A 20,318-nucleotide genomic window follows, 5' to 3' on the forward strand; every position below is an offset into this window, starting at 1 on the left:
TGTCCCTGTCCCGTCGTTACTTGCAGCCGGGCAGGCCCGGGCGGTACACGTCGTCGTCGCCGAGTCGTGCATCCGCGTCGAGCAGCACAGCCGCTTCGAGATGACGGGCGGCGGCGGCGGGCACCGCGTCTCCACCGAAACGACGGTCCGCGGGCCGCTGGTACAGCGCCGCACCCCCGGCCATCGCCGATGCCAGGCGCCGCTTGCCGACGACCGTGCGTGCCGCTGCTGCCGCGCGGTACTCCTCACGACGATCTGCCGGGACCGCCTCGACGAACGCCTGCGGGTGCACCACCGCGATCAGCCCGGATACGTGCCCGAACCCGAGGCTCGTCAGCAGGCCTGCCTTGAGCGCGTACTGCTCACCGAACCGCAACGGGGTGCGCGGCCACACGAGGTGCTCGAACTCGGCCATCTTCTCGTCGACACAGTCGAGACTGCGGTTCGGCGGGACGACGCCCTGGGTCAGCACCTGGCACAGTCCGACGAGCTGGAACGCTGCCGCACCGCCCTTCGCGTGCCCGGTCAGCGACTTCTGCGACACCACGAACATCGGGTTGCCGTCGCTGCGGCCGAGGGCTCCCGCGAGCCGTTCGTGCAACTCCGCCTCGTTCGGGTCGTTCGCCGCCGTCGACGTGTCGTGCTTGGAGATCACCGCGATGTCGTCTGCGGTCACGCCGAGCTTGCGCAGTTCCTTGGCCAGCCCCGATTCGAGCCCACCGCGACCTGCCCCGAGCGCACCGATGCCGGGCGCCGGGATCGAGGTGTGCACACCGTCGGCGAAGGATCCGGCCCAGGCGACCACACCGAGAACGGGCAGGCCCATCTCGAGTGCGACATCACCCGCGGCGAGCAGGACCGTGCCGCCGCCCGCCGACTCGACGAACCCGCCGCGCCGGCGATCGTTGGCCCGCGAGAAACGACGGTCGTCGATGCCCTTGGCCCGCATGTCGTCCGACTTCGCGGTCGCCGACATGTCGCCGAAGCCGATGATGCCTTCGATACCGAGATCGTCGAAGCCGCCCGCGACGACCAGTTTCGCCTTGCCGAGTTTGATCTTGTCGACGCCTTCTTCCACGGACACCGCAGCCGTGGCGCAGGCCGCCACCGGATGCACCATCGCGCCGTAGCCACCGACATAGGACTGCACGACGTGCGCCGCGATGACGTTCGGCAAGGCTTCCTGCAGGATGTCGTTCGCACGGGACTCACCGAGCAGCGTGTCGATGTAGAGCGATCGCATGGAGGTCATGCCGCCCATGCCGGTGCCCTGCGTGTTGGCGACCAGCGACGGGTGCACCCAGCGCAGCAGTTCCGACGGGGTGAACCCTCCGGTGAGGAACGCGTCGACCGTCGTGACGATGTTCCACAGCCCCACCCGGTCCACCGAGTCCGCCATGTCGGCGGGGATGCCCCACCGCGTGACGTCGAAGCCGGTGGGGATCTGGCCGCCGACGGTGCGGGTCAGCTTCGCCTTGCGCGGCACGCGGATCTCGGTGCCGGCCTTGCGGGTGACCGTCCAGTCGCCGGACTCGGCATCGACCGAAGCGACCGTGTTCTCCGGGTCGGAGTCGACGAAGGCGCGGGCCTCGACCTCGGAACCCACCACGAACGACAGGTCCTTGTCGAGGAAGACCGAGGTCAACAGCGGTGCCGTGTTGTCGGTCATCGCACCGTCGTCGGCGTAGCGGCGGATCCCGCAGCGCTCGACCACCGCGTCGTGGTAGCGATCGGCGATCTCCGCTTCCGGCACCAGCGCGCCGGTTTCCGCGTCGTAGAAGCCCGGCTCGGGCTCGTTCTCCCACTCGATCAGGCCGATGACCCACGCCAACTCGAGCACACCGGCTGCCGACAGTTCCTCGTCGACCTCCATCTCGAAACGGGTGCGGGCCGAGCCGTACGGGCCGAGTTCACCGGCGCCGACGATGACCACCATGTCGGCGGGATCGATATCGAGTGCGGACCACTCCGGCGTCGGCAGCTCGTCCACACGCGGGGCCGCGGGCAGAGCCGCGATCGTCGCATCCGGGTCGGTGTCCCGATCGGGTGCGTCCGCGACCTCGGCCGCGTCCCGGGCCTGCTTCGCGAGCGCCGGCAGATCGAGGGCTGCCTCGGCGAGTCCCCCGGTGAGGTCCGCGACCAGCGGAGCCTGCTTCGCGAGTCGCTTGGCCTCCGGTCCGACGAGCTTCAGCATTTCGGTGGCCATCTCGGACGTGGACCACGTGCGCACGCCGGCCGCCTCGACGGCCTCGACGAGCGGATCGTTGCCGCCCATCAGTCCCGTCCCCCGGACCCAGCCGATGAGCGCGTGCGCCAAGGTGACGCGCTCGGCCCAGGTGCGCTCGGCGCTCCAGCGGGTGACGATCGCGTCGAGTGCCGCCTTGGACTCGCCGTACGCGCCGTCACCACCGAACATCCCACGGTTCGGGGAGCCCGGCAGCACGACGTGCAGATGCGTGTCGACGTCGGTGTCCGCGCCGATGCCGGACAGACCGGCGATCAGCCGTTCCACCGACCACAGCAGAACCCGCATCTCCATCTCGGCGCGAGCACCGGCGTCGGCCAGCGATCCGGCGACACGGGGTGCGGCGAACGGGAACAGCAGGGTGGGTGTGAGCGCATTCTTGATCAGCTTCTTGGTGCCGCCCGCGTTCTCGACGGTGTCGGTGCCGATCCACTCGATCAGCGCGTCGACGTCGGCGTACGACGCCATGTTCGCGGGCACCACCCAGAGGGCAGCACCGGCGCGAGCGTTCCGCGCATAGAGATCCTTGTAGAAACCGAGGCGCGTCGAGTCGAGACGCGACGTGGTGACCACCACCGTTGCGCCGCCCCCGAGTAGCTCGGCTGCGACCGCGGCGCCGATGCCGCCCTTGCTGGCTCCGGTGACGACTGCGACCTCTCCGGTGTACGCGGCGTCGCCCGTGGCCTGGGCGGCGGCCGCGATACGACCGTAGGTCTCGGCCGACACCACGCGGCCCGCGTCGATGGCCTTGGCCCGCCAGAACGCGGCGTGCGCAGCGACCGTCGCGCCCGCACCGTCGAAGCGCTCCACGCCGATCGGGTCCCCGAGCCAGATCCGGGCGAGATCCTCGCGTGCGGTCGCCCAGCGGTCGTCGATCAACACGGCCTTGCGAGCGTCGAAGGCGGGCGCAACCTGCCGGGACCAGTCCGCGCCGAGCTCGGCCGAGACCAACTCGGCGAGTTCGTCGTCGGCCTTGTCGGCCAGGCCGGAAACCTGCTGGTCGAGGCCGAGTTGCTCGAGCACCAGGCGTGCAGCACTCGCCAGGACGCCGTCCCGGCCGGTGATCTGCTCGGTGAACTCCCCGAGTGCCGCGGCGTCGACGGTCGCGCCGGTCCCGCCACCGGCGGACGGCATCGACACGGAGATCCCGCGGCGCGACCCGACGGACTGCACAGCGGCGTCGATCAGCGCGTCCACAGACGCGGTGTCCGCGAGCGCACCCTGCGACAACCCGCCGAGGTCACCGCCGCGAACGGACGTGCCCTCGCGGCTACCGAGCACAACCTCCGCGGTGACGTGCCGGGCCCAGCCCTCGCCGAGTCCCCACACCTTCGCGACCCGGTCGGTGATGTAGCCGGGACGCTTGCCCGACGGGCCGAACACCTTGCGCAGGTGGTCGTTGATCGAATCGGTCAGCACCGGCCCGAACGGGGTGTAGGTACGGGCCAGACGATCGACCGTGCCGGCCAGCGCGCCCATGTCCGCATCCGCAGCACCGTCGATGGCACCGAGCGACAACTCGGAACCGAGGTCGACGAGCAACTGGTTACGACGTGAGGACACGCCGTCGCACAATGCCTCGATCGTGTCCGCGGGGCCGATCTGATCGGGGCGCAGTTTCGTCCACAGGGCGATGAGCACCTTCGTGGCGTCGGCGGCCTTGAACGTGATGTCGTCGGGGGTCGGGCCACCGGCCGGCGCGGCCGGGGCAGCAGCAGGGACCGCGGTCGCAGCGGGCGCGGCCTCGGCGGACGGTGCTTCGGGCTCGTCGTCTTCCAACGGTGCGGGATCCACGTCCGTCGAGTACACGACCGATGCTTCACGCTCGATGTTGAGGACCTCGACGGGCTGACCGAATCGGCCCGGAAGCTTCAACGTCTGCGACGCCAGGTTCGCCACCGTCGGGACGGCACCGAGGCCGATTTCGACGAACCGCTCGACGCCGAGACCACCTTCGGATTCCGGCGCGAACAGCAGGTCCTGCGTTTCGATCCAGCGCACCGGCGATGCGAACTGCCATGCGAGCAACTCGGCCAGCACGACGCGGCACAGCCCGGACCGGTCCGCCGACCACGCGTCGAAGTCGGAGAGGACCTCGGCGAGCGGCTCGGACGGCACCAGATCCGCGATTTCCTGGACGAATTCACGGCTCAGGTCGAACGGCTTGGGCACCAGGTTGGGGATATAGCGTCCCACGAGGATGTCCGGATCGATCTGCTCGGGAAGCAGGTGCAGCAGGCGCTCCCGGAAGTCGTCCACACCGCCGCGCAGCACGGTCGAGTGGAACGGCACGTCGATGCCCGGCACGAGAATGAAGGCGCGCTTGCCGCCGAACTCGGCGACCTTGCGTTCGATCACCTTCTCGAGTGCGTCGAGACCCGCCACCGTGCCCGCGATCGCGTACTGCGATCCTCTCAGGTTCAGATTGACGATCTCGAGGAACTCTCCGGACCGGTCCGCGACCGCGGCGACGAACGCCTCGAGGTCCTCGTCGGCCACGCCGAACTGCGACGGCCGGATCGCCGCCATGCGGTAGTCCGAGCGGCCCTGCGCATCGCGCGGCACGAGAGCGTGCATCGCCGAGCCACGCTGGAAGACCACCTCGAGCACGGCCTCGAGCGGCAGCACACCGGCGACCGCCGCGAGGGCGTTGTATTCGCCGACCGAGTGCCCGGCGAGGAGCGCATCCTCGAGGAACGCGCCGGCCTCACGCAACTCCGCGATCTGCGCGACGCCGAGCGTCGCCATCGCGACCTGCGTGAACTGCGTCAGATGCAGGACGCCGTCGGGATGCTTGTGGGTCACGCCCCGCGCTGTGAGGACTGTCGGGTTGTCGCGCACCACGGCGAGGATCGAGAACCCCAGAGCCGTGCGGGTGTGCTTGTCGGCGCGATCCCAGATCTCCCGGGCGGCCTTGCTGCGGGCGCGGGCGTCGAGACCCATGCCCGGACGCTGGATGCCCTGTCCCGGGAACGCGTAGACGGTCTTCGGGGCGGCGATGCGCCCGGTGGCCACCATGACCAGATCCCCGTCGACCCGGCAACTCACCTCGACGACCTCGGCGCCGCGATCCGTGGCGATCCGATCGACGCGCACGTCGATCTTCGCGCCCGGCCGGACCATGCCCAGAAAGCGCGTCGTCCACGCGGTCAGTTTCCTCACCGGGAGCTTCGCGTCCGTCTCGGCGGCCGTGACGACCTGCTGAGCGGCCGCCGACAGCCACATACCGTGGACGATCGGGCCGCCCAGCCCCGCCAGGAGCGCGGCGTTGCCGGATGTGTGGATCGGGTTGTGATCCCCCGAGACCCTCGCGAACGCGGTCATATCGGTGGGGGCGACGATCACCGCATCGCGGCGGCGCCGACGAGGCGTGTCGGTGACATCCTCGCTCAGGGCGCCACCTGCGCGGACCGGATCGGCCAGTTCGGCGCTGCCGGTACGACCGCGAATCGCGAAGCGCTCGACGAGGGTTGCGACGACGTTGTGGCCGGAACCGTCACCGTTGTCGGCGGTGATCACGACGTTCACCTGCACGACACGACCGAGATCGGCGTCGGAGACTCCGGCGACCTCTGCCTTGACACCCAGGAAGGCGGGCTCGGTGGGCAGACCGTTCTTGACGTCGATGGCGTGATCGAGGTGAACGAGATCGAGCATGCCCTCGATGACGGACCGGTCGGCGGTGGTGCGTGCGGCCCCGAGTGCGGCGAACACCGCGGGCCAGCACGCACCGACGAGCACGTCGGGCACGCCGTTGCCGGCGGGAGTCAGGTTCTCGGGCAGGCCCGAACCGGTCACTCCGGCGTGGTCCGCGATCTTTTCCGGCAGCCAGCCCAGGGTGACCCGGGCGGCGCCCTTCTTGACGGCCGGCAGTTCCTGGCCCGCTGCGACGCCGAGCAGCGCAGACATCGCCGCGTCCGCGTCGGTGTCGCTCACGACAGGTGCTCCGCCGGTGCCCACGGACGAGGGCACGGTGATGCGGATGTCGACGGCCTTGTCCCGGGCGAGCGGGACGCGCAACCCGACGTGCCGGTCGTCGAGGACGGTCAGGGTCGCGCCGGTCGGCGCATGCGACGCCGCGGAATCGGATTCCGCGTTCCAGTCGTTCAGGTCGCCGAGACGGTGCACCGGATTGCGGGTCAGGCGACCGGCCCAGTACACGTCCGGGGAGGAGAGCACCGCGTCGAGCACGCCGGGCGCGAGATCGAGATGTCGCCGCGCGACGATCGGCGTCGGCTCGATACCGGCAGCCAGCAACTCGTCGACGGTGGCCTTCTCGAACCGATCGAGCAGTTCACCGACGGGCTCGTCCACTCGCGTGATTCCCGCGACGGCGACGGTGCCGGGGATGACACAGACCTGATCGGCGCCGTAACGAGGGTCGTGTGCCTGCCACAGCGAGTCGGAACGCCACCAGCGGCGAACGTCCCGGTCGATCACGGGCACGAAGTTCACGGGCTTGCCGGGGGTCTTGCACAGCGATACGAAGAACGGCACGTCGGCGGGGTGGAGGACGATCTCGTCCGCGTCGCGGTACTGAGCGGTGAGCGCGTGGAGCGCCGCGTACGGCCGTTCCAGCGTGGCGTCGTCGGCGAACAGCGTCGGAATCGGGCCGCGATCGACGGGGTGCAGGCGTGCCTCGGCGCGCTGCAGCATCGATCGGAAGCGCTCGCGCCACGACACATCGGTCCAGAGGCTGACATGCGTTTCGGCGACGGCGTCGGACAGGTCTGCGCCGCAATCGAATTCGGGTGCATGATCCGCTCCGACGGCGAGCTCGAGGTAGCGGCGCAGCCACTGCAGGTACGTCATGGAGCCGACGTCGCCGAAGTACGGCTTGGCTGTGATGTCGAGGGCGGCGACGATCTCGTCGCGGCGCGCCGCCACGGCGTCGGCGTCACCGGCGACCTCGTCCAGGAGACGGCCCGTGCGTGAGGCCGCGTTGTCGATCTCGTGGATGTCGGCACCGAGCTGACTGCGGCCCGACGCCATACCGCCGGATGCGGTACCCGCACCGACCCAGTCGGGCGTGCCGGGAGTGTCGACGAGCAATTGCTTGACGGCCGGCGCGGTCGTGGCCTCGAGCGTCGCCATCGCCGCGGTGCCGACGAGGATGCCGTCGAGCGGCATCGCCGGGAAACCGTGACGCGTCGCCCAGCGACCGGTCAGGTAGTCGGCCGCTTTCTCGGGGGTACCGATACCGCCGCCGACGCACAGCACGAGGTTGGGGCGGGTGCGCAGTTCGGCGTAGGTGTCGAGGAGCAGGTCGTCGAGGTCTTCCCACGAATGGTGACCGCCGGCGCGACCGCCCTCGATGTGGACGATCACCGGGAAGTTCGGAACTTCGTTCGCGATCCGGATCACCGAACGGATCTGTGCGACGGTGCCCGGCTTGAACGCGATGTGCTCGATGCCGGCGTCGCGCAGATCGGAGATGATCTGCACCGCGTCCTCGAGGTCCGGGATACCCGCCGTCACGACGACACCGTCGAACGGTGCGCCTGCCGCGCGGGCCTTCGGCACCAGGCGCTTACCGCCCACATGCAGTTTCCACAGGTACGGGTCGAGGAACATCGAGTTGAACTGCGCCGCGCGGCCGGGCTCGAGCAGGTTCTGCAGGCCCGCGACGTTGTCGGCGAAGATCTGCTCGGTGACCTGCCCGCCGCCCGCGAGTTCGGCCCAGTGGCCGGCGTTCGCAGCGGCCGCGACGATCCGAGGGTCGACGGTCGTCGGCGTCATACCGGCGAGCAGGATCGGTGACCTGCCCGTGAGACGGGTGAACGCCGTCTCCACACCGACGCGACCGTCCGGCAGCGTGATCGGGGTCGGTGCGAACTCGGTCCATGCGCGCGGGATCTCGGGCTCCGCGCCGGGCGTGAGCAGATTGCGCTGGCCACCACGGGTGGACGCGGCGAGGATTCCGACTCCACGGCCGCGCAGTCCGGAACTGGTCATGCGCGTGAGCAGCTCGCCTGGGCCCAGGTCGAGAATCCACGACGCACCCGACTCGAGTGCCGTGTCCACCTGCTCCACCCAGTCGATCGGGGCCACGAGGATCGATTCGGCGAGCGAGCGGGCCAGGTGGGCATCGAGACCGCAGCGGGCTGCCCAATCGGCGACCTGGTCGACGGCGTCCGCCAATGCGGGGTGGTGGAATGCCACCTCGGCCGAGACGGGTTCGAAGGTCGGTGAGAACACCGCGCCGCCACGCTGCTTGGACTCACGTTCGCGGGTCTCGGCAGCGGTGATCTGCTCGCATCGCTGTTGCACGCGCTCGAGCGCGGCCGGCGGACCGGACAGCACGACGCGGCGGCGGGCATTACGGATCGCGACCACCGCACTCCGAGAAGGATCCTGGTCTCGGAAGGTCTCGGCGACGATCGAGCGGAGGCGCTCGGGATCGACGCCGGCGACGGCAAGCATCGGAAACCTGCCCGCGCCCGCGAGAAGACCGCGGCGGCGTCCGACGAGCGCTGCAGCCGCTCCGATGAGCTGAGAGATCGCCAGGATCTCCATGTCCCTGCGGCCGCCGGCGGAGACGGCTTCGACCGCGAGGACACCCGCGGAGTGGCCGATCACGGCGGACGGCGGAACCTCGTTGACGTCGAGCCCCTGGTTCGCCAGCGCACGCAGCGCGGCGAGCTGGGTGAGGAGCACGCCGGGAAGAGACACGGCGGCGGACGTCAGAGTTGCAGCGGTGGGCCCGGCGAGAGGGGCGTCCTCGTCCGCGAGTTCGTGCTCGAGGATCCATGCGACGGGGTCGAAGCCCGCGGGGCGCACCACGACGAGATCTGCGGCGACCGGCGCGAGGTATGCCGCTGCTGCGTTGACGAGGTCCGTCAGTGCGGGCTCGAGGCCGTTGTCACGGGTGAGTTCTCCGAGCGAGTCCAGCCACGGCGCACCCTGGCCACCGAACGCGAGGGCATAGCGCTCGCCGGCAAGGAACTTGTCCACCAGAGCACCCCGGGATGCGCCGACGGCTCCCCGTTCACCGGTGCGTCGTGATGCCTTCGAGTTCCGTCCGTTGTCGCCTGGTGTGGTCTCGTCGATCGTCACGCGTGTATTTCCTCTCCTGGACACCCCTGGTCGAGGCATTCCTGTGGTGCTGCACTGCCGGCGCGGTGTGTCGCACGGACTTCGGTGTGCTCTGACGGGCACGCCCAGATTCGCACAGAATCATGAGGGGTTCCTCATGTTTTGTGGAGCACCGAGGCCGCGACATGGCGCGGACCGGTGAGTTACCTCACATCGGACGCCAAGACGAACCCGCGAGTAACCAGAATCACGCCTGGCTGCATCGATGCGTGGATATCCGATAACCCGAGGACCCCTCACGTTTTATCGTTACCGAATCGTTACCTCCTTGACGGGAGGCCTTGGCCGTGCCTCCGGCCACGCCCCGTGTCGGACCGGCCCGCTAGCCTGCCATCGTTCGAACACACGTTCGCTTCGATAACCGAGCAGGGGGTAGTGATGGCACGACCGCTCAAGTACACGAAGGAAGTGCTGGAAGAAGCAGTGCGGCACTCGACGAACGTCGCGGAGGTCATGAGGTACTTCGGCCTCACACCGAACGGGGGACATCACACGCATCTCGGCCGCAGAATCAAAGCGCTCGGTATCGACACCTCCCACTTCACAGGGCGACCACGCCTTCCCAGCGGCGGTGCAGGACGACAACACTGGACGGAGATCCTCACCGAGCGCCCCCGTGGTGCTCCCCGCGTGAAGCCACATCTCCTTCGCCGCGCGCTTCTCGAGACGGGCCGGGAGCACCGCTGCGCCGTCTGCACCACCGGGCCCGTCTGGAACGGAGAAAGGCTTGTCTTCCACGTCGATCACGTCGACGGCAACCCCAACGACTCCCGTCCCGAGAACGTGCGATTTCTCTGCCCGAACTGCCACAGTCAGACGCCGACCTGGGCCGGCAGGCGCAGGTTCGGCTTCGAGTCGGCATGCCAGGAGCCGTAACGTATTGTGTCCGTGAAGCGCGAGTGGCGGAATTGGCAGACGCCCGGGTTTTAGGTATCCGTGTCTTCGGACGTGGGGGTTCGAGTCCCCCCTCGCGCACCACGTGAGATGACCCACGGTGCATCGACCGTCTTGGCAGGTCGGTGCACCGCTCGGGTACCGTCGAGAGTGTGTCCGAGTATCGACCGCCCCGCCGGTTCGCCCTGGTTGTCCTGGTCCTGGTAGCTGCAGGCGGATGCCTCGGGCTCGGTTACTGGCAGTGGATGCGCTTCGAGGAAGTCGGCGGCACCTACCAGAATCTCGGCTACGCGTTCCAGTGGCCGGCCTTCGCATTCTTCTGCGTCTATGCGTACCGCCGCTTCGTCAAACTCGAGGCGGAAGAGGCCGAAGCCGAGGCCACCGGCGCCCCGCGTCCGTCGGAGCCGAAGGAACCCACCGAGATTCCCGCCGATCTGCTCCCCTCCCGCCCCCGCACGGTGGCGGAAGCGCTGGCCGAAGAGGCCGACGAGCCTGAGGCACGGCAGACCCAGGAGTACAACGAGTACCTCGCGCAGCTGGCGCGCAGGTCCGATAGGAGCGCTCAGTGAGCACCACCCCCGAGCAGGCGTCCGCCGGCACGACGCGCGTCGTCAGCGACGCGGACCGCAAGAAGATCGGTTCCGCCCTGCTGCGTTACCGCGTCCTCGCGTACGCCACCGGCATCTGGCTCCTCATCCTCACGGGTGAGATGGTCGCCAAGTACATCATCGGCATCGAGAATGTGCCCGCGTGGATCGCGATCGTGCACGGGTGGGTCTACGCCGTCTACCTCGTGCTCACCTTCGACCTGTCGATCAAGGTGCGCTGGCCGCTCGGCCGGACCGTCGGCACGCTACTCGCCGGCACGATCCCGTTCCTGTCGTTCTACGTCGAGCACAAGCGCACCCAGCAGGTGAAGGCCGACTTCGGGGTCTGACGACTCCCCAGCGTGACGATCGGGTGGATGCGGCCGGAGAGATCCGACCACATCCACCCGATTCGTCTCACGCGAGTGTTGTACGCGCGGGTCAGCGCCGCGGCAGGCGTACCACCTGGACGAAGAACTCGTCGATCTGCCGGACCGCCCGGATGAACTGGTCGAGATCGACCGGTTTTGTCACGTAGGCGTTCGCATGCAGTTTGTAGCTTCGGAGGATGTCCTCCTCGGCAGCCGACGTGGTGAGGACCACGACCGGGATGTCGGTGAGGTCCGGGTCGGACTTGATCTTCTCGAGGACCTGCCGGCCGTCGTACTTGGGCAGGTTCAGATCGAGCAGAACGAGGTCCGGCCGAGGCGCACCCTCGTGGGCTCCACGCCGGTACAGGAAGTCGAGCGCTTCCTCGCCGTCGCGTACGACGTGCAACGTGTTGCCGATCTTGTTGTCCTCGAACGCCTCGCGTGTCATCAGCTCGTCGCCGGGGTCGTCTTCGACCAGCAGAACGTCTATGGGCTCGCCGGGAATCGTCATGCAGATGCTCCTTCCAGAGCCTCGTCTTGTGCAGGCTCCTTGTCACCCACAGCGGGAATGGTAAAGCAGAACCTGGCACCACCCTTGTACTCGGGGTCGAGCCAGATCCCCCCACCGTGGTATTCGACGATCTTGCGGCAGATGGCAAGACCGATACCCGTACCGGTGTAGACGTCACGTCCGTGCAGGCGCTGGAAGATGACGAAGACCTTGTCCGAGAATTCAGGGGCGATGCCGATGCCGGTGTCCTCGACCGAGAACTGCCACATCGCCTGCTCGCCCTGGCCGAGTCGCTCGCACCCGATACGGATCCTGATCGGACGGTCCGGGTGGCGGAACTTGATGGCATTACCGAGCAGGTTCTGCCACAGCATCACCAGCAGCGTGGGGTCGCCGACGATCTCGGGGAGCTTTTCGGGCCGCTCGATGATCACTTCCGACTCTTCGACGGCTTGGGCGAGGTTGCCCAGTGCCGAATCCAGCGTGGGATCGAGCGCCACGCGGACGTGATCGTCGCTCACCCGCCCGACCCGAGAGAACGTCAGCAGGTCGTTGATCAGGATCTGCATGCGCTTGGCGCCGTCGACCGCGAACGCGATGTACTGGGTTCCGCGCTCGTCGAGCTTGTCGCCGTAGCGCTTCTCGAGCAGCTGGCAGAACGACGCGACCTTCCGCAGCGGCTCCTGCAGGTCGTGGGACGCGACGTAGGCGAACTGTTCGAGTTCCGCGTTGGACCGCTGGAGGTCGATCGCCTGACTTTCCAGCTGGGAATGACGTTCGCGGGACACTTCCAGCTCTCGGACGATCCGTTCGCGCATGTTCTCCACGTCTTGGCCGAGCGCGCGGATGTCCGCCGGCCCCTCGGGCGTGATGTGGTGGCCGAATTCCTCGCGCGCGACGACCTTGCGGGTCGCTTCGCGAAGCCTTGCCAGGGGCCGTACCACGATCATCTGTACGAGGAACGCCATCCCTACTCCGGTGACCAGGAAGACCGCGACCATCGACGCGAAGATGGTGTCGCGGTTGGTCCGGACGGCTTCGAGTTCTCGGATGCCGTCCTCGCGAGCCTGAAGGAGGCCTTCGTTCTGGACGTCGAACAGGACTCTCAGCCGGTCGAAGGCGACACGGCCTGCTTCCACCGCAACCGGATCGGCCGGGCGGGGATCACCCGGGACAACGGTCGACACGAGCGGTACGGCGTAGACGCGGCGCCAGTCCTCAGCGGCCGCTTCGACGGCATCGAGATCGGCGATGAGATCTTCTTCACCGCGCACCAGCCCCCGCAACGTCTCGACTGCCTGTTGCTCGTCCAGGCGACCGTCCTCGTAGGGCTGGAGGAAGGCAGGATCGGCGGCGAGGATATAGCCGCGCGCTCCCGTTTCCTGGTTCACCAGGGCTGCTTGCAGCCGGTACGCCTCGACTCGGGCGGGCTGGATGCGATCCCTCACGTAGTCGGACATGGCGGTCGTCTCGCGCAGATAGTGACTGCCCACGATGGCGCCCAGCACGACCAGCACCCCCATGATGCTCAGCACGATCAGGAACCAGCCCTGCACGGTGGGGCCCCCTCCACGGCTGGTCACCGTGGAGGATCCTGCCCTGTTCCCTGCCGTGCCGTCGGGCTCCGGGGTGTCGGTTGTCGTCATGCGGGTGCGTCCACTTCCTTCTTCCATTGCACGTACACCACTGCCACGTCGTCGGACAGTCCGCCATTGCTCTCGGCGAGTTCCTCCGCACGTGCGATGAGGGAGTCGGTGAAATCGTTGGGGCCCAGGTCGGCGCAGGCCCGTGCCAGAGCAAGCAGACCCTCCTCCCCGAGTCGTTCGCGGCCTTCGCCGCGATGACCTTCGAACAAGCCGTCGGTGAACAGCACGATCGCCGCCCCGGAGGGCAAGGTGATCTCGTGTACCGGCCAGGTCGACAGACTCGGCAGCAGACCCAGTGCCGGTCCGCCCGGAGCCTCCAGCCAATCCACGCTACTACCGTTCCGGAGCAGCAGTCCCGGGTGGCCCGCGCGCATGACTTCGACGGTCCGCCGATCAGGGGACATCGAGAGGTTGGTCACAGATGCGAAGATCCGGTTCTCCGACCGTTCGGCTACCAGGATCTCCTCGAGTTTGTGCAGTCGGCGCGGTCCTGTGACTCCGGTGAGCACAAGAGTGCGCCACGCGATACGCAATCCGACGCCGAGAGCCGCTTCGTCCGGTCCGTGACCGGAGACGTCGCCGATGAGGACGTGCACGGTGCCGTCCTCGGTCTGCACGACATCGTAGAAGTCACCGCCGAGCAATGCCGAGGTACGGCCGGGCCGGTACCGCGCGACCACATCGAAATCTCCGGTGGCTTGCAACAAGGGCGACGGCAGCAAGCCGCGCTCCAGGCGTGCGTTCTCCTGCGCACGCAACTGGCCGGCTTGCAGGGCGGCCGAGGCCTGTTCCGCTTGCTTTCGCTGGATCGCATACCGGACGGCACGACCGAAGAGATCCGGCTCGACGCGGCCTTTGACCAGGTAGTCCTGGGCGCCGACCGACACCGCCGCAAGGCCTGTCTGTTCCTCCGCCAGCCCGGTGAGCACGACAATCGGCACCGATTCGGCGATCTGCTTGACCTTGGCGACAGCCTCGAGACCGCTGGCATCCGGGAGGTGGAGGTCGAGGAGCACACAGTCCGGCATCCGGACGGCGAACTCCTCGCGGGCCGCAGCCAGTGACTGGACCCACACGACCTTCATCTCGGGAGCGCTGTCCGCAACCAACTCCTCGACGAGCAAGGCGTCGCCGGGGTCGTCCTCGATGAGGAGTAGCGACGGATGGTACGTCGAGTCATCCGGTCGGTACACGTCCACGTTGGTCGTCCTTCCCTGCTGCATTCGAACAATACAGACATCCGTTTGGGTCGGTCCCGACGGCTGGGACGGCGCAATCTTCAACCTGTTTCTCGCTTCTGTCGGCGCGATCTTGCATGATAGGGCGGTGAACGATCCACTTACCGCACATCCTCATATGACGTACTCGACCTCCAGGGAGGGATCCGTCGCCGTTCTCTCCATCAGCGGAGAGGTCGATATGACCAGCGCCCCCATGCTGGAAGAGCAGGCGCTCGCCCTCCTCGATACCGATGCCACCGGACTCGTCGTGGACCTCACCGCAGTCGACTTCCTCGCGTCCATGGGAATCGCCCTGCTGGTCGAACTGTCCAAGCGCGCCGGTGACGACCGCGGCTTCGCGGTGGTGGCACACGGCAGTGCGACCGCCCGGCCCCTGGAACTGCTCGGTCTCGGCGAGGTGCTCTCGGTTCATCCTCGCCTCGGCGACGCACTCGGCGCGCTGGGCGGTGGGGCGGAGGACTCCTCACCGCAGGCGTAACAGCATCGACGAACCGAGGAACCCATGTCGTCCGCCTATGACGAGCCCGCATCGTTCACCCCCGATGGCATCAGCCATCGGGGTGTGCGGGCCGATCCATCCGAGATCGCACTCCTCCGTGGCAGCATGCGTCGCTGGCTGGCGCAACTGCCCCTGAACGACGATTGTCGCCAGGACATTCTTCTGGCCAGCTACGAAGCACTGGCCAATGCTGTCGAGCATGCCTACGCCCCGGGCGACCCGGCAGCGACACTCGATTTCGAAGCGATCTACCGTCCAGCAGACGGGCAACTCCACGTGCTCGTCACCGACCACGGGATCTGGCACGACGCGTCGGACGACGAGTCTCGACGTTCCCGCGGCCATGGCCTGACACTGATTCGGAACCTGACCTCCGAGATGACGGTCGACCGCTCGCCCGGGGGCACCGTCGTCGACATGCGCTGGTCACTGAACGAGAACGACACCTCGGACGTTCACTGACGTCCGAGGTGTCGTTCTTCGTCGACGGTCGGTCACGTCCGGGATTCCCGGGGCGCACGCGGGCACGATGCCGTCCCGCACGTGCGGCCGCCGCGGTGCCGGACCACCTCGCTATCGAGATGCGGCGAGCGCGGCCAGGGCCGGGACGAGTTGGGCGAGCGCACGCCCCCGGTGCGACGACGCGTCCTTCTCCTCCGCGGTGAGTTCCGCCGCAGTGCGTTCCTCACCCTCCGGCACGAAAATCGGGTCGTAGCCGAACCCGTTCTGCCCGCGCGGTTCCCGCACGATGCGGCCGCGCCATTCACCTCGCACGACCGCTACGTCGATGTCCCCGTCTTCCGGGGGGAAGGCCAGCGCACAGGCGGAAACGAAGGCTGCCCCGCGACGCTCGTCGGGGGTGTCCTGAAGCTGGCCGAGAAGCAGTGCCGTGTTGGCGTCGTCGTCGCCGTGCCGTCCGCTCCATCGCGCCGACAGGACCCCGGGCATCCCGCGCAACGCGTCGACTTCGAGGCCGGAGTCGTCCGCGACACACGGCATACCGGTGGCGGCCGCGCCGTCGCGTGCCTTCGCTACCGCGTTCTGCTCGAAGGTCGCACCGGTTTCCGGTGCCTCCGGGAACGGCGGGACCTGGTCGAGTCCCACCAGTTCGATCCCGGCGATGCCCGCACTGTCGAGCACCCGCTGCAGTTCACGGAGCTTCTTGGCGTTGCGGCTGGCGACGAGAACTCGCACGGTCATGTCAGACCCCGAACTTCTTCTTCCCGTGGTCGGCGACCGCGGGCTCGGGGAGGACACCCGGATACGGCTGTGCGAGCACCTCTCGCTGGATCCGGCAGAGTTCTTCGATGCCGGAGAGCGCCGAATCGAGCAGCTTGTCGAGCGTCGAACGCGGGAAGGTCGCGCCTTCACCGGTGCCCTGGACCTCGACGAGCGTGCCCGTGTCGGTGGCGACGACGTTCATGTCGACCTCCGCGCGGACGTCCTCTTCGTACGGCAGGTCGAGACGAATCCGGCCGTCGACGACGCCCACGCTCACCGCGGCGACCTGACACGAGATCGGCTGGGGGTCGGCGAGACGGCCGGCGGCGCGCAGCCACGTCACCGCGTCGCTCAGCGCGACATATGCGCCCGTGACGGCAGCGGTGCGGGTTCCCCCGTCGGCCTGCAGCACGTCGCAGTCGATCGCGATGGTGTTCTCGCCGATCGCGGCGAGGTCGATGCAGGCGCGGAGCGAGCGGCCCACCAGCCGGCTGATCTCCTGGGTGCGGCCGCCGAGTTTGCCCTTGACGGATTCGCGGCCGTTACGCGTGTGCGTGGAGGCCGGAAGCATCGCGTACTCGGCGGTGACCCACCCGAGTCCCGAGCCCTTACGCCAGCGCGGCACGCCCTCCTCGACGCTCGCCGTGCACATCACCCGGGTCTGCCCGAATTCGACGAGTACCGATCCGGCCGGATGGTTGGTGAACCCTCGGGTGATGCGGATGTCGCGGAGTTGATCGTCCGCCCTGCCGTCTTCTCGTGTCGTCACGCACCCGAGCCTAGGCGATGACGGGAGGCGGTTCAGATGCGGTAGACGTCGCCTGCGGACACCGCGTGGACCGGGCCGGAGTATTCGGCCTTCGCCTCGGCGATGACGTCTTCGCGCGATGTCCAGGGCGGAATATGCGTCAGGAGCAGTTCTCCGACACCCGCTCGGGTGGCGATCTGTCCGGCTTCGGTGCCGGACAGATGGATTCCCGGCGGCCGCTCCCCCGGCTCATGGGTCCACGATGCTTCGGAGAGCAGAACATCGGCACCGCGTGCGAGATCGACCACGGCATCACACATGCCGGTGTCTCCCGTATAGACCAGAGTGCGCCCGGAATCGCTGGTGATCCGGAATCCGTAGGACTCCGGCGGATGCTGCATCCGGGCGGGCGTGATCTCGAGCGCTCCGAAACGGATCGGTTCTCCCTCGACGACGGTTCGCACGTCGAGGGTGTCGCTCACGTCGTCGGTGTCACCGGCGACCTCGGCCGAGGCGACACCGATCCGGCACGCCGTACCGCTGGGGCCGTACACGAGAGTCCGGCCGTTCGGAGGATTCGGGGAGTAGCGACGCCACACCAGCAGGCCCGGCAGATCCAGGCAGTGGTCGGCATGCAGGTGCGACAACAGAACCGAGACTTCACCGGGATCCGCGTGACGCTGTAGTGCGCCGAGGACGCCGGGACCGAAATCGATGACCAGAGGCGGGGTGTCCGGTGCGGTCAGCAGGTATCCGGATGCGGCGGAATCCGGCCCGGCCACACTGCCGGAGCACCCCAGAACGGTCATGCGCATACCCGTCATGCTGCCATGCCGGACGCCCTGTGATGAAGCCAATGCGTCATTTCAGGCGCAGACTCACAGTTGCGACAAAGCTGTGACGCGCAGGCCTCCGAGTGAACAACCTGCGAGGGGAGGCCCGGGGTCAGCGCAGCGGAGGCACGGTCGTGGTCCTGCGTGTCGTGCGGCCCGCGGAGGACAGAATCCAGGCGGCGAGGATACCGCCGAGCGCCCCGAACAGATGCCCTTGCCACGAGATCCACGGCTCGCTCGGGAGTACGCCCCACAGCATCCCGCCGTAGAGGAACAGCACGACGACGCCGAGGAGGATCTGTCCTGCTTTGCGCGTGAAGATTCCGCGCACGATCAGGTACGTGAGCCACCCGAAGATCAGTGTCGAGGCCCCGATGTGGTTCTCGCCGGACCCGGCGAACAGCCACGTGCCGATTCCGCCGACGAGCCAGATGATCGCCGTCGCCGCGATCCCCCGGCCGATTCCGGAGAGCATCACGAGAAACCCGAGCACGAGCGCGGGCACGGTGTTCGCGGTCAGGTGCGCCCAGTCGGCGTGCAGGATCGGTGCGAACAGGATCCCCCACAGTCCGTCACCGGTGCGGGGTTCCACTCCGGCCGCATCGAGGTCGGCGGGCAGGACGACGTCGGCGAATTCGATCCCGTAGAGGAGGACAACGAAACCGCCGGTCCACAGCGCGGCGCGCTGCCAGATCGGCCTGTGCGTGGAGTCGGTGCCGGTACCGGTCGGGGTGGTCATGACTCCATTGTGGCCCTCTCGGCCGGATCAGGACATCGACGAGCGGAACACGGAGGGGAAGACGTCGCGGTACGACGGGATTCCGGCGACTCCCGTCGCCGCGAGCACAGCATCGACGATGGCACGTTCGACCACCTCGGCAGCGGCAGCGCCCACGGCGGCGAGCACGGGCAGTTCGGAGGCGAACGCGTCCGCAACGCCGGGGTTGTCCGGCAGATGCGCCGTACCGGTGGCGAGAGCGAAGATCGTGTCGCCGTCCAGCGGCGAGTGGGCGGGGCGTATCGCGCGGCCGAGTCCGTCGTGCCCGGCGACCGCGACCCGCTGGCACGCTGCCTTGGACAGCGGTGCGTCGGTCGCCACCACCCCGATCGTGGTGTTCAGGACGGTGCGCTTCTCTCCCAGGGCACGCGCCGCCGCGATCTCGGACTCCGTAGGCGCGGTCATTCCCAGTTCTGCGGCCCGGGTGGGTCCCACCCCCCAGAGCAGGCCGGTGTCGGGATCGAACACGGAACCGACGGGGTTCGCGACCATGAGTGCGGCCACCGTCACTCCGGCGGCCGGTCCGTCGGTGATGTATACGCTCGCTGAACCGACCCCGCCTTTGAGCACACCCGCCCGGGCGCCGGTCCCCGCACCGACACTTCCCCGCAGCAGCGACGACTCCCCCGCAGCGGCAGCGGCCGCATAGCCGCCGGCGGCATCCGGGCGGACGTCCCACTCTCCGACCGGGAGATCGAAGATCACGGCGGCCGGGACGATGGGCACCACCGCACCGGGCGAACCCATGGGGATGCCGCGGCCGTGCTCTTCCAGGAAACGCATGACGCCGTCCGCGGCGGCCAGTCCGTACGCACTGCCTCCGGTGAGCAGTACCGCATCGACCCGCTGAACCGAATGGCTGGGATCGAGCAGGTCCGTTTCCCGGGTACCCGGTCCCCCGCCACGCACGTCCACGGACGCAACCGCAGACGGCTCGGCGAGCACGACCGTGCATCCGGTGGCGGATCCGCTGCCCGGGGTGTCCCCGTCCGCGAGGCGGACGTCGGTGTCGAGAGCCTGCCAGTGCCCCACGCGCAGACCGCTCACGTCGAGAATCGAGTCGGTGGGCCCGGCGACGGTCATGGCTGAAGGGCCTGCACGAGCGAATCCTGCACCCAGGTGAGCCAGTGGTAGACGTCGAGGTGCGGCGCACGCGGGTCGTCGTCGTCGAGCACCTCGGGGGTGTCGTCGTCGATGTCGAGTGTTGCGCCGAGCGCCAGGCGCACGTCGTTGAGTGCGTACAGCCAGGATTCGGCCTGTTCGGGAGTCAGGACCACGCGACCGCCGGTCTCCGGAACCGTGCGCAGGATCATTGCTCCCGCTGCGAGTTTCGCGTCGATGATGTCCGGTTCGTGGAGGCTGCGCATCGCTCCGTTGAGGTCGGCAGACTCGTCGTCGGCGTGCTGTGCCGAGTCCTGCTCGAGCCGATGGAAGTCGGGAAGCAGCCGTCGCACTGCCGGGTTGTCCGGTGGCGTGGCGTTACCGGTGCGCAAGCCGGTCAGCTGAGCGAGGTCGTCCTGCGGCGCCTGGCCGGCCCGATCCTCGAGCATCCCGAGGACCGAGGCGACGAGCGATCTGAGGACCGATGCCTCGTGGGCATCCATCTCCGAGCGAAGCTTCGGTCCGCTGAGCGAGTTCTTCCTGATCCA

The 20,318-nt window shown here is 68.3% G+C and carries 15 protein-coding genes and 1 tRNA gene; 6 read left to right on the top strand and 10 right to left on the bottom strand.

From position 1 onward, the window contains the following. Nucleotides 1-16: 16 nt before the first annotated feature. Nucleotides 17-9,301 carry a fatty acid synthase subunit beta domain-containing protein gene (locus ACFWBU_RS13470; protein WP_378528477.1) on the bottom strand — a complete coding sequence of 3,095 codons (9,285 nt, stop codon included), beginning with the start codon at nucleotides 9,299-9,301 and terminating at the stop codon, nucleotides 17-19. A 417-nt stretch (nucleotides 9,302-9,718) separates the two neighbouring features. On the opposite strand from ACFWBU_RS13470, the gene ACFWBU_RS13475 reads away from it, so the two are divergent. The 4 genes from ACFWBU_RS13475 (at nucleotide 9,719) to ACFWBU_RS13490 (ending at nucleotide 11,171) form a co-directional block, all read left to right on the top strand. Next, complete coding sequence (locus tag ACFWBU_RS13475; protein WP_378528478.1) at nucleotides 9,719-10,216, top strand: HNH endonuclease; 498 nt, start codon at nucleotides 9,719-9,721, stop codon at nucleotides 10,214-10,216. A gap of 17 nt (nucleotides 10,217-10,233) precedes the next feature. Next, nucleotides 10,234-10,318 (top strand) — tRNA-Leu (locus ACFWBU_RS13480). Nucleotides 10,319-10,386: 68 nt separating this feature from the next. After that, nucleotides 10,387-10,803: a transcriptional regulator gene (locus ACFWBU_RS13485; RefSeq protein ID WP_378528479.1), complete on the top strand. Its 417-nt coding sequence runs from the start codon at nucleotides 10,387-10,389 to the stop codon at nucleotides 10,801-10,803. Continuing rightward, nucleotides 10,800-11,171 (top strand): DUF3817 domain-containing protein, encoded by a 372-nt coding sequence (locus ACFWBU_RS13490; RefSeq protein WP_169620431.1) that lies wholly within the window; start codon nucleotides 10,800-10,802, stop codon nucleotides 11,169-11,171. Before ACFWBU_RS13485 ends, ACFWBU_RS13490 begins: the two co-directional genes overlap by 4 nt. A 91-nt stretch (nucleotides 11,172-11,262) precedes the next feature. Here the strand turns inward: ACFWBU_RS13490 and ACFWBU_RS13495 are convergent, their stop codons facing one another. From ACFWBU_RS13495 to ACFWBU_RS13505, 3 genes are all read right to left on the bottom strand, one after another. Continuing rightward, on the bottom strand, nucleotides 11,263-11,703 hold the full coding sequence (locus ACFWBU_RS13495) for a response regulator (RefSeq protein WP_169620430.1): 441 nt from the start codon (nucleotides 11,701-11,703) through the stop codon (nucleotides 11,263-11,265). After that, a complete protein-coding gene (locus ACFWBU_RS13500; RefSeq protein WP_378528496.1) occupies nucleotides 11,700-13,226 on the bottom strand; it encodes an ATP-binding protein in 1,527 nt (508 codons plus the stop codon). The genes ACFWBU_RS13495 and ACFWBU_RS13500 overlap by 4 nt, the downstream gene beginning before the upstream one ends. Before the next feature lie 119 nt (nucleotides 13,227-13,345). After that, entirely contained in the window at nucleotides 13,346-14,572 is a 1,227-nt protein-coding gene (locus tag ACFWBU_RS13505) for a PP2C family protein-serine/threonine phosphatase (RefSeq protein WP_378528480.1), read from the bottom strand. Nucleotides 14,573-14,675: 103 nt separating this feature from the next. Between ACFWBU_RS13505 and ACFWBU_RS13510 the strand changes: the two genes are divergently transcribed. Next, nucleotides 14,676-15,068 (top strand): STAS domain-containing protein, encoded by a 393-nt coding sequence (locus ACFWBU_RS13510; RefSeq protein WP_346765083.1) that lies wholly within the window; start codon nucleotides 14,676-14,678, stop codon nucleotides 15,066-15,068. A 24-nt stretch (nucleotides 15,069-15,092) separates the two neighbouring features. Next, nucleotides 15,093-15,551, top strand: coding sequence for an ATP-binding protein (locus tag ACFWBU_RS13515; protein ID WP_169620427.1), 459 nt, complete (start codon nucleotides 15,093-15,095; stop codon nucleotides 15,549-15,551). A gap of 111 nt (nucleotides 15,552-15,662) precedes the next feature. Here ACFWBU_RS13515 and rdgB read toward each other — a convergent pair whose 3' ends face one another. The 6 genes from rdgB to ACFWBU_RS13545 form a co-directional block, all read right to left on the bottom strand. After that, nucleotides 15,663-16,289, bottom strand: a complete 627-nt coding sequence (rdgB, locus tag ACFWBU_RS13520; RefSeq protein ID WP_296549309.1) for an RdgB/HAM1 family non-canonical purine NTP pyrophosphatase — start codon at nucleotides 16,287-16,289, stop codon at nucleotides 15,663-15,665. Between the two features lies 1 nt (nucleotide 16,290). Further along, nucleotides 16,291-17,079 (bottom strand): ribonuclease PH, encoded by a 789-nt coding sequence (rph, locus tag ACFWBU_RS13525; RefSeq protein ID WP_378528481.1) that lies wholly within the window; start codon nucleotides 17,077-17,079, stop codon nucleotides 16,291-16,293. Nucleotides 17,080-17,111: 32 nt separating this feature from the next. Continuing rightward, the gene (locus ACFWBU_RS13530) at nucleotides 17,112-17,873 is read right to left on the bottom strand and encodes a cyclic nucleotide-degrading phosphodiesterase (RefSeq protein ID WP_378528482.1); all 762 of its coding nucleotides are present in this window, start codon (nucleotides 17,871-17,873) and stop codon (nucleotides 17,112-17,114) included. A gap of 130 nt (nucleotides 17,874-18,003) precedes the next feature. Further along, entirely contained in the window at nucleotides 18,004-18,630 is a 627-nt protein-coding gene (locus ACFWBU_RS13535) for a rhomboid family intramembrane serine protease (protein ID WP_169653191.1), read from the bottom strand. Nucleotides 18,631-18,657: 27 nt separating this feature from the next. Next, entirely contained in the window at nucleotides 18,658-19,752 is a 1,095-nt protein-coding gene (locus ACFWBU_RS13540; RefSeq protein WP_378528483.1) for a P1 family peptidase, read from the bottom strand. Further along, complete coding sequence (locus tag ACFWBU_RS13545; RefSeq protein WP_206036789.1) at nucleotides 19,749-20,273, bottom strand: DUF2017 domain-containing protein; 525 nt, start codon at nucleotides 20,271-20,273, stop codon at nucleotides 19,749-19,751. Before ACFWBU_RS13545 ends, ACFWBU_RS13540 begins: the two co-directional genes overlap by 4 nt. Between the last annotated feature and the right edge of the window lie 45 nt (nucleotides 20,274-20,318).

Origin of the sequence: Rhodococcus sp. NPDC060084, assembly GCF_042730335.1 — a bacterium.
GTDB lineage: Bacteria > Actinomycetota > Actinomycetes > Mycobacteriales > Mycobacteriaceae > Rhodococcus.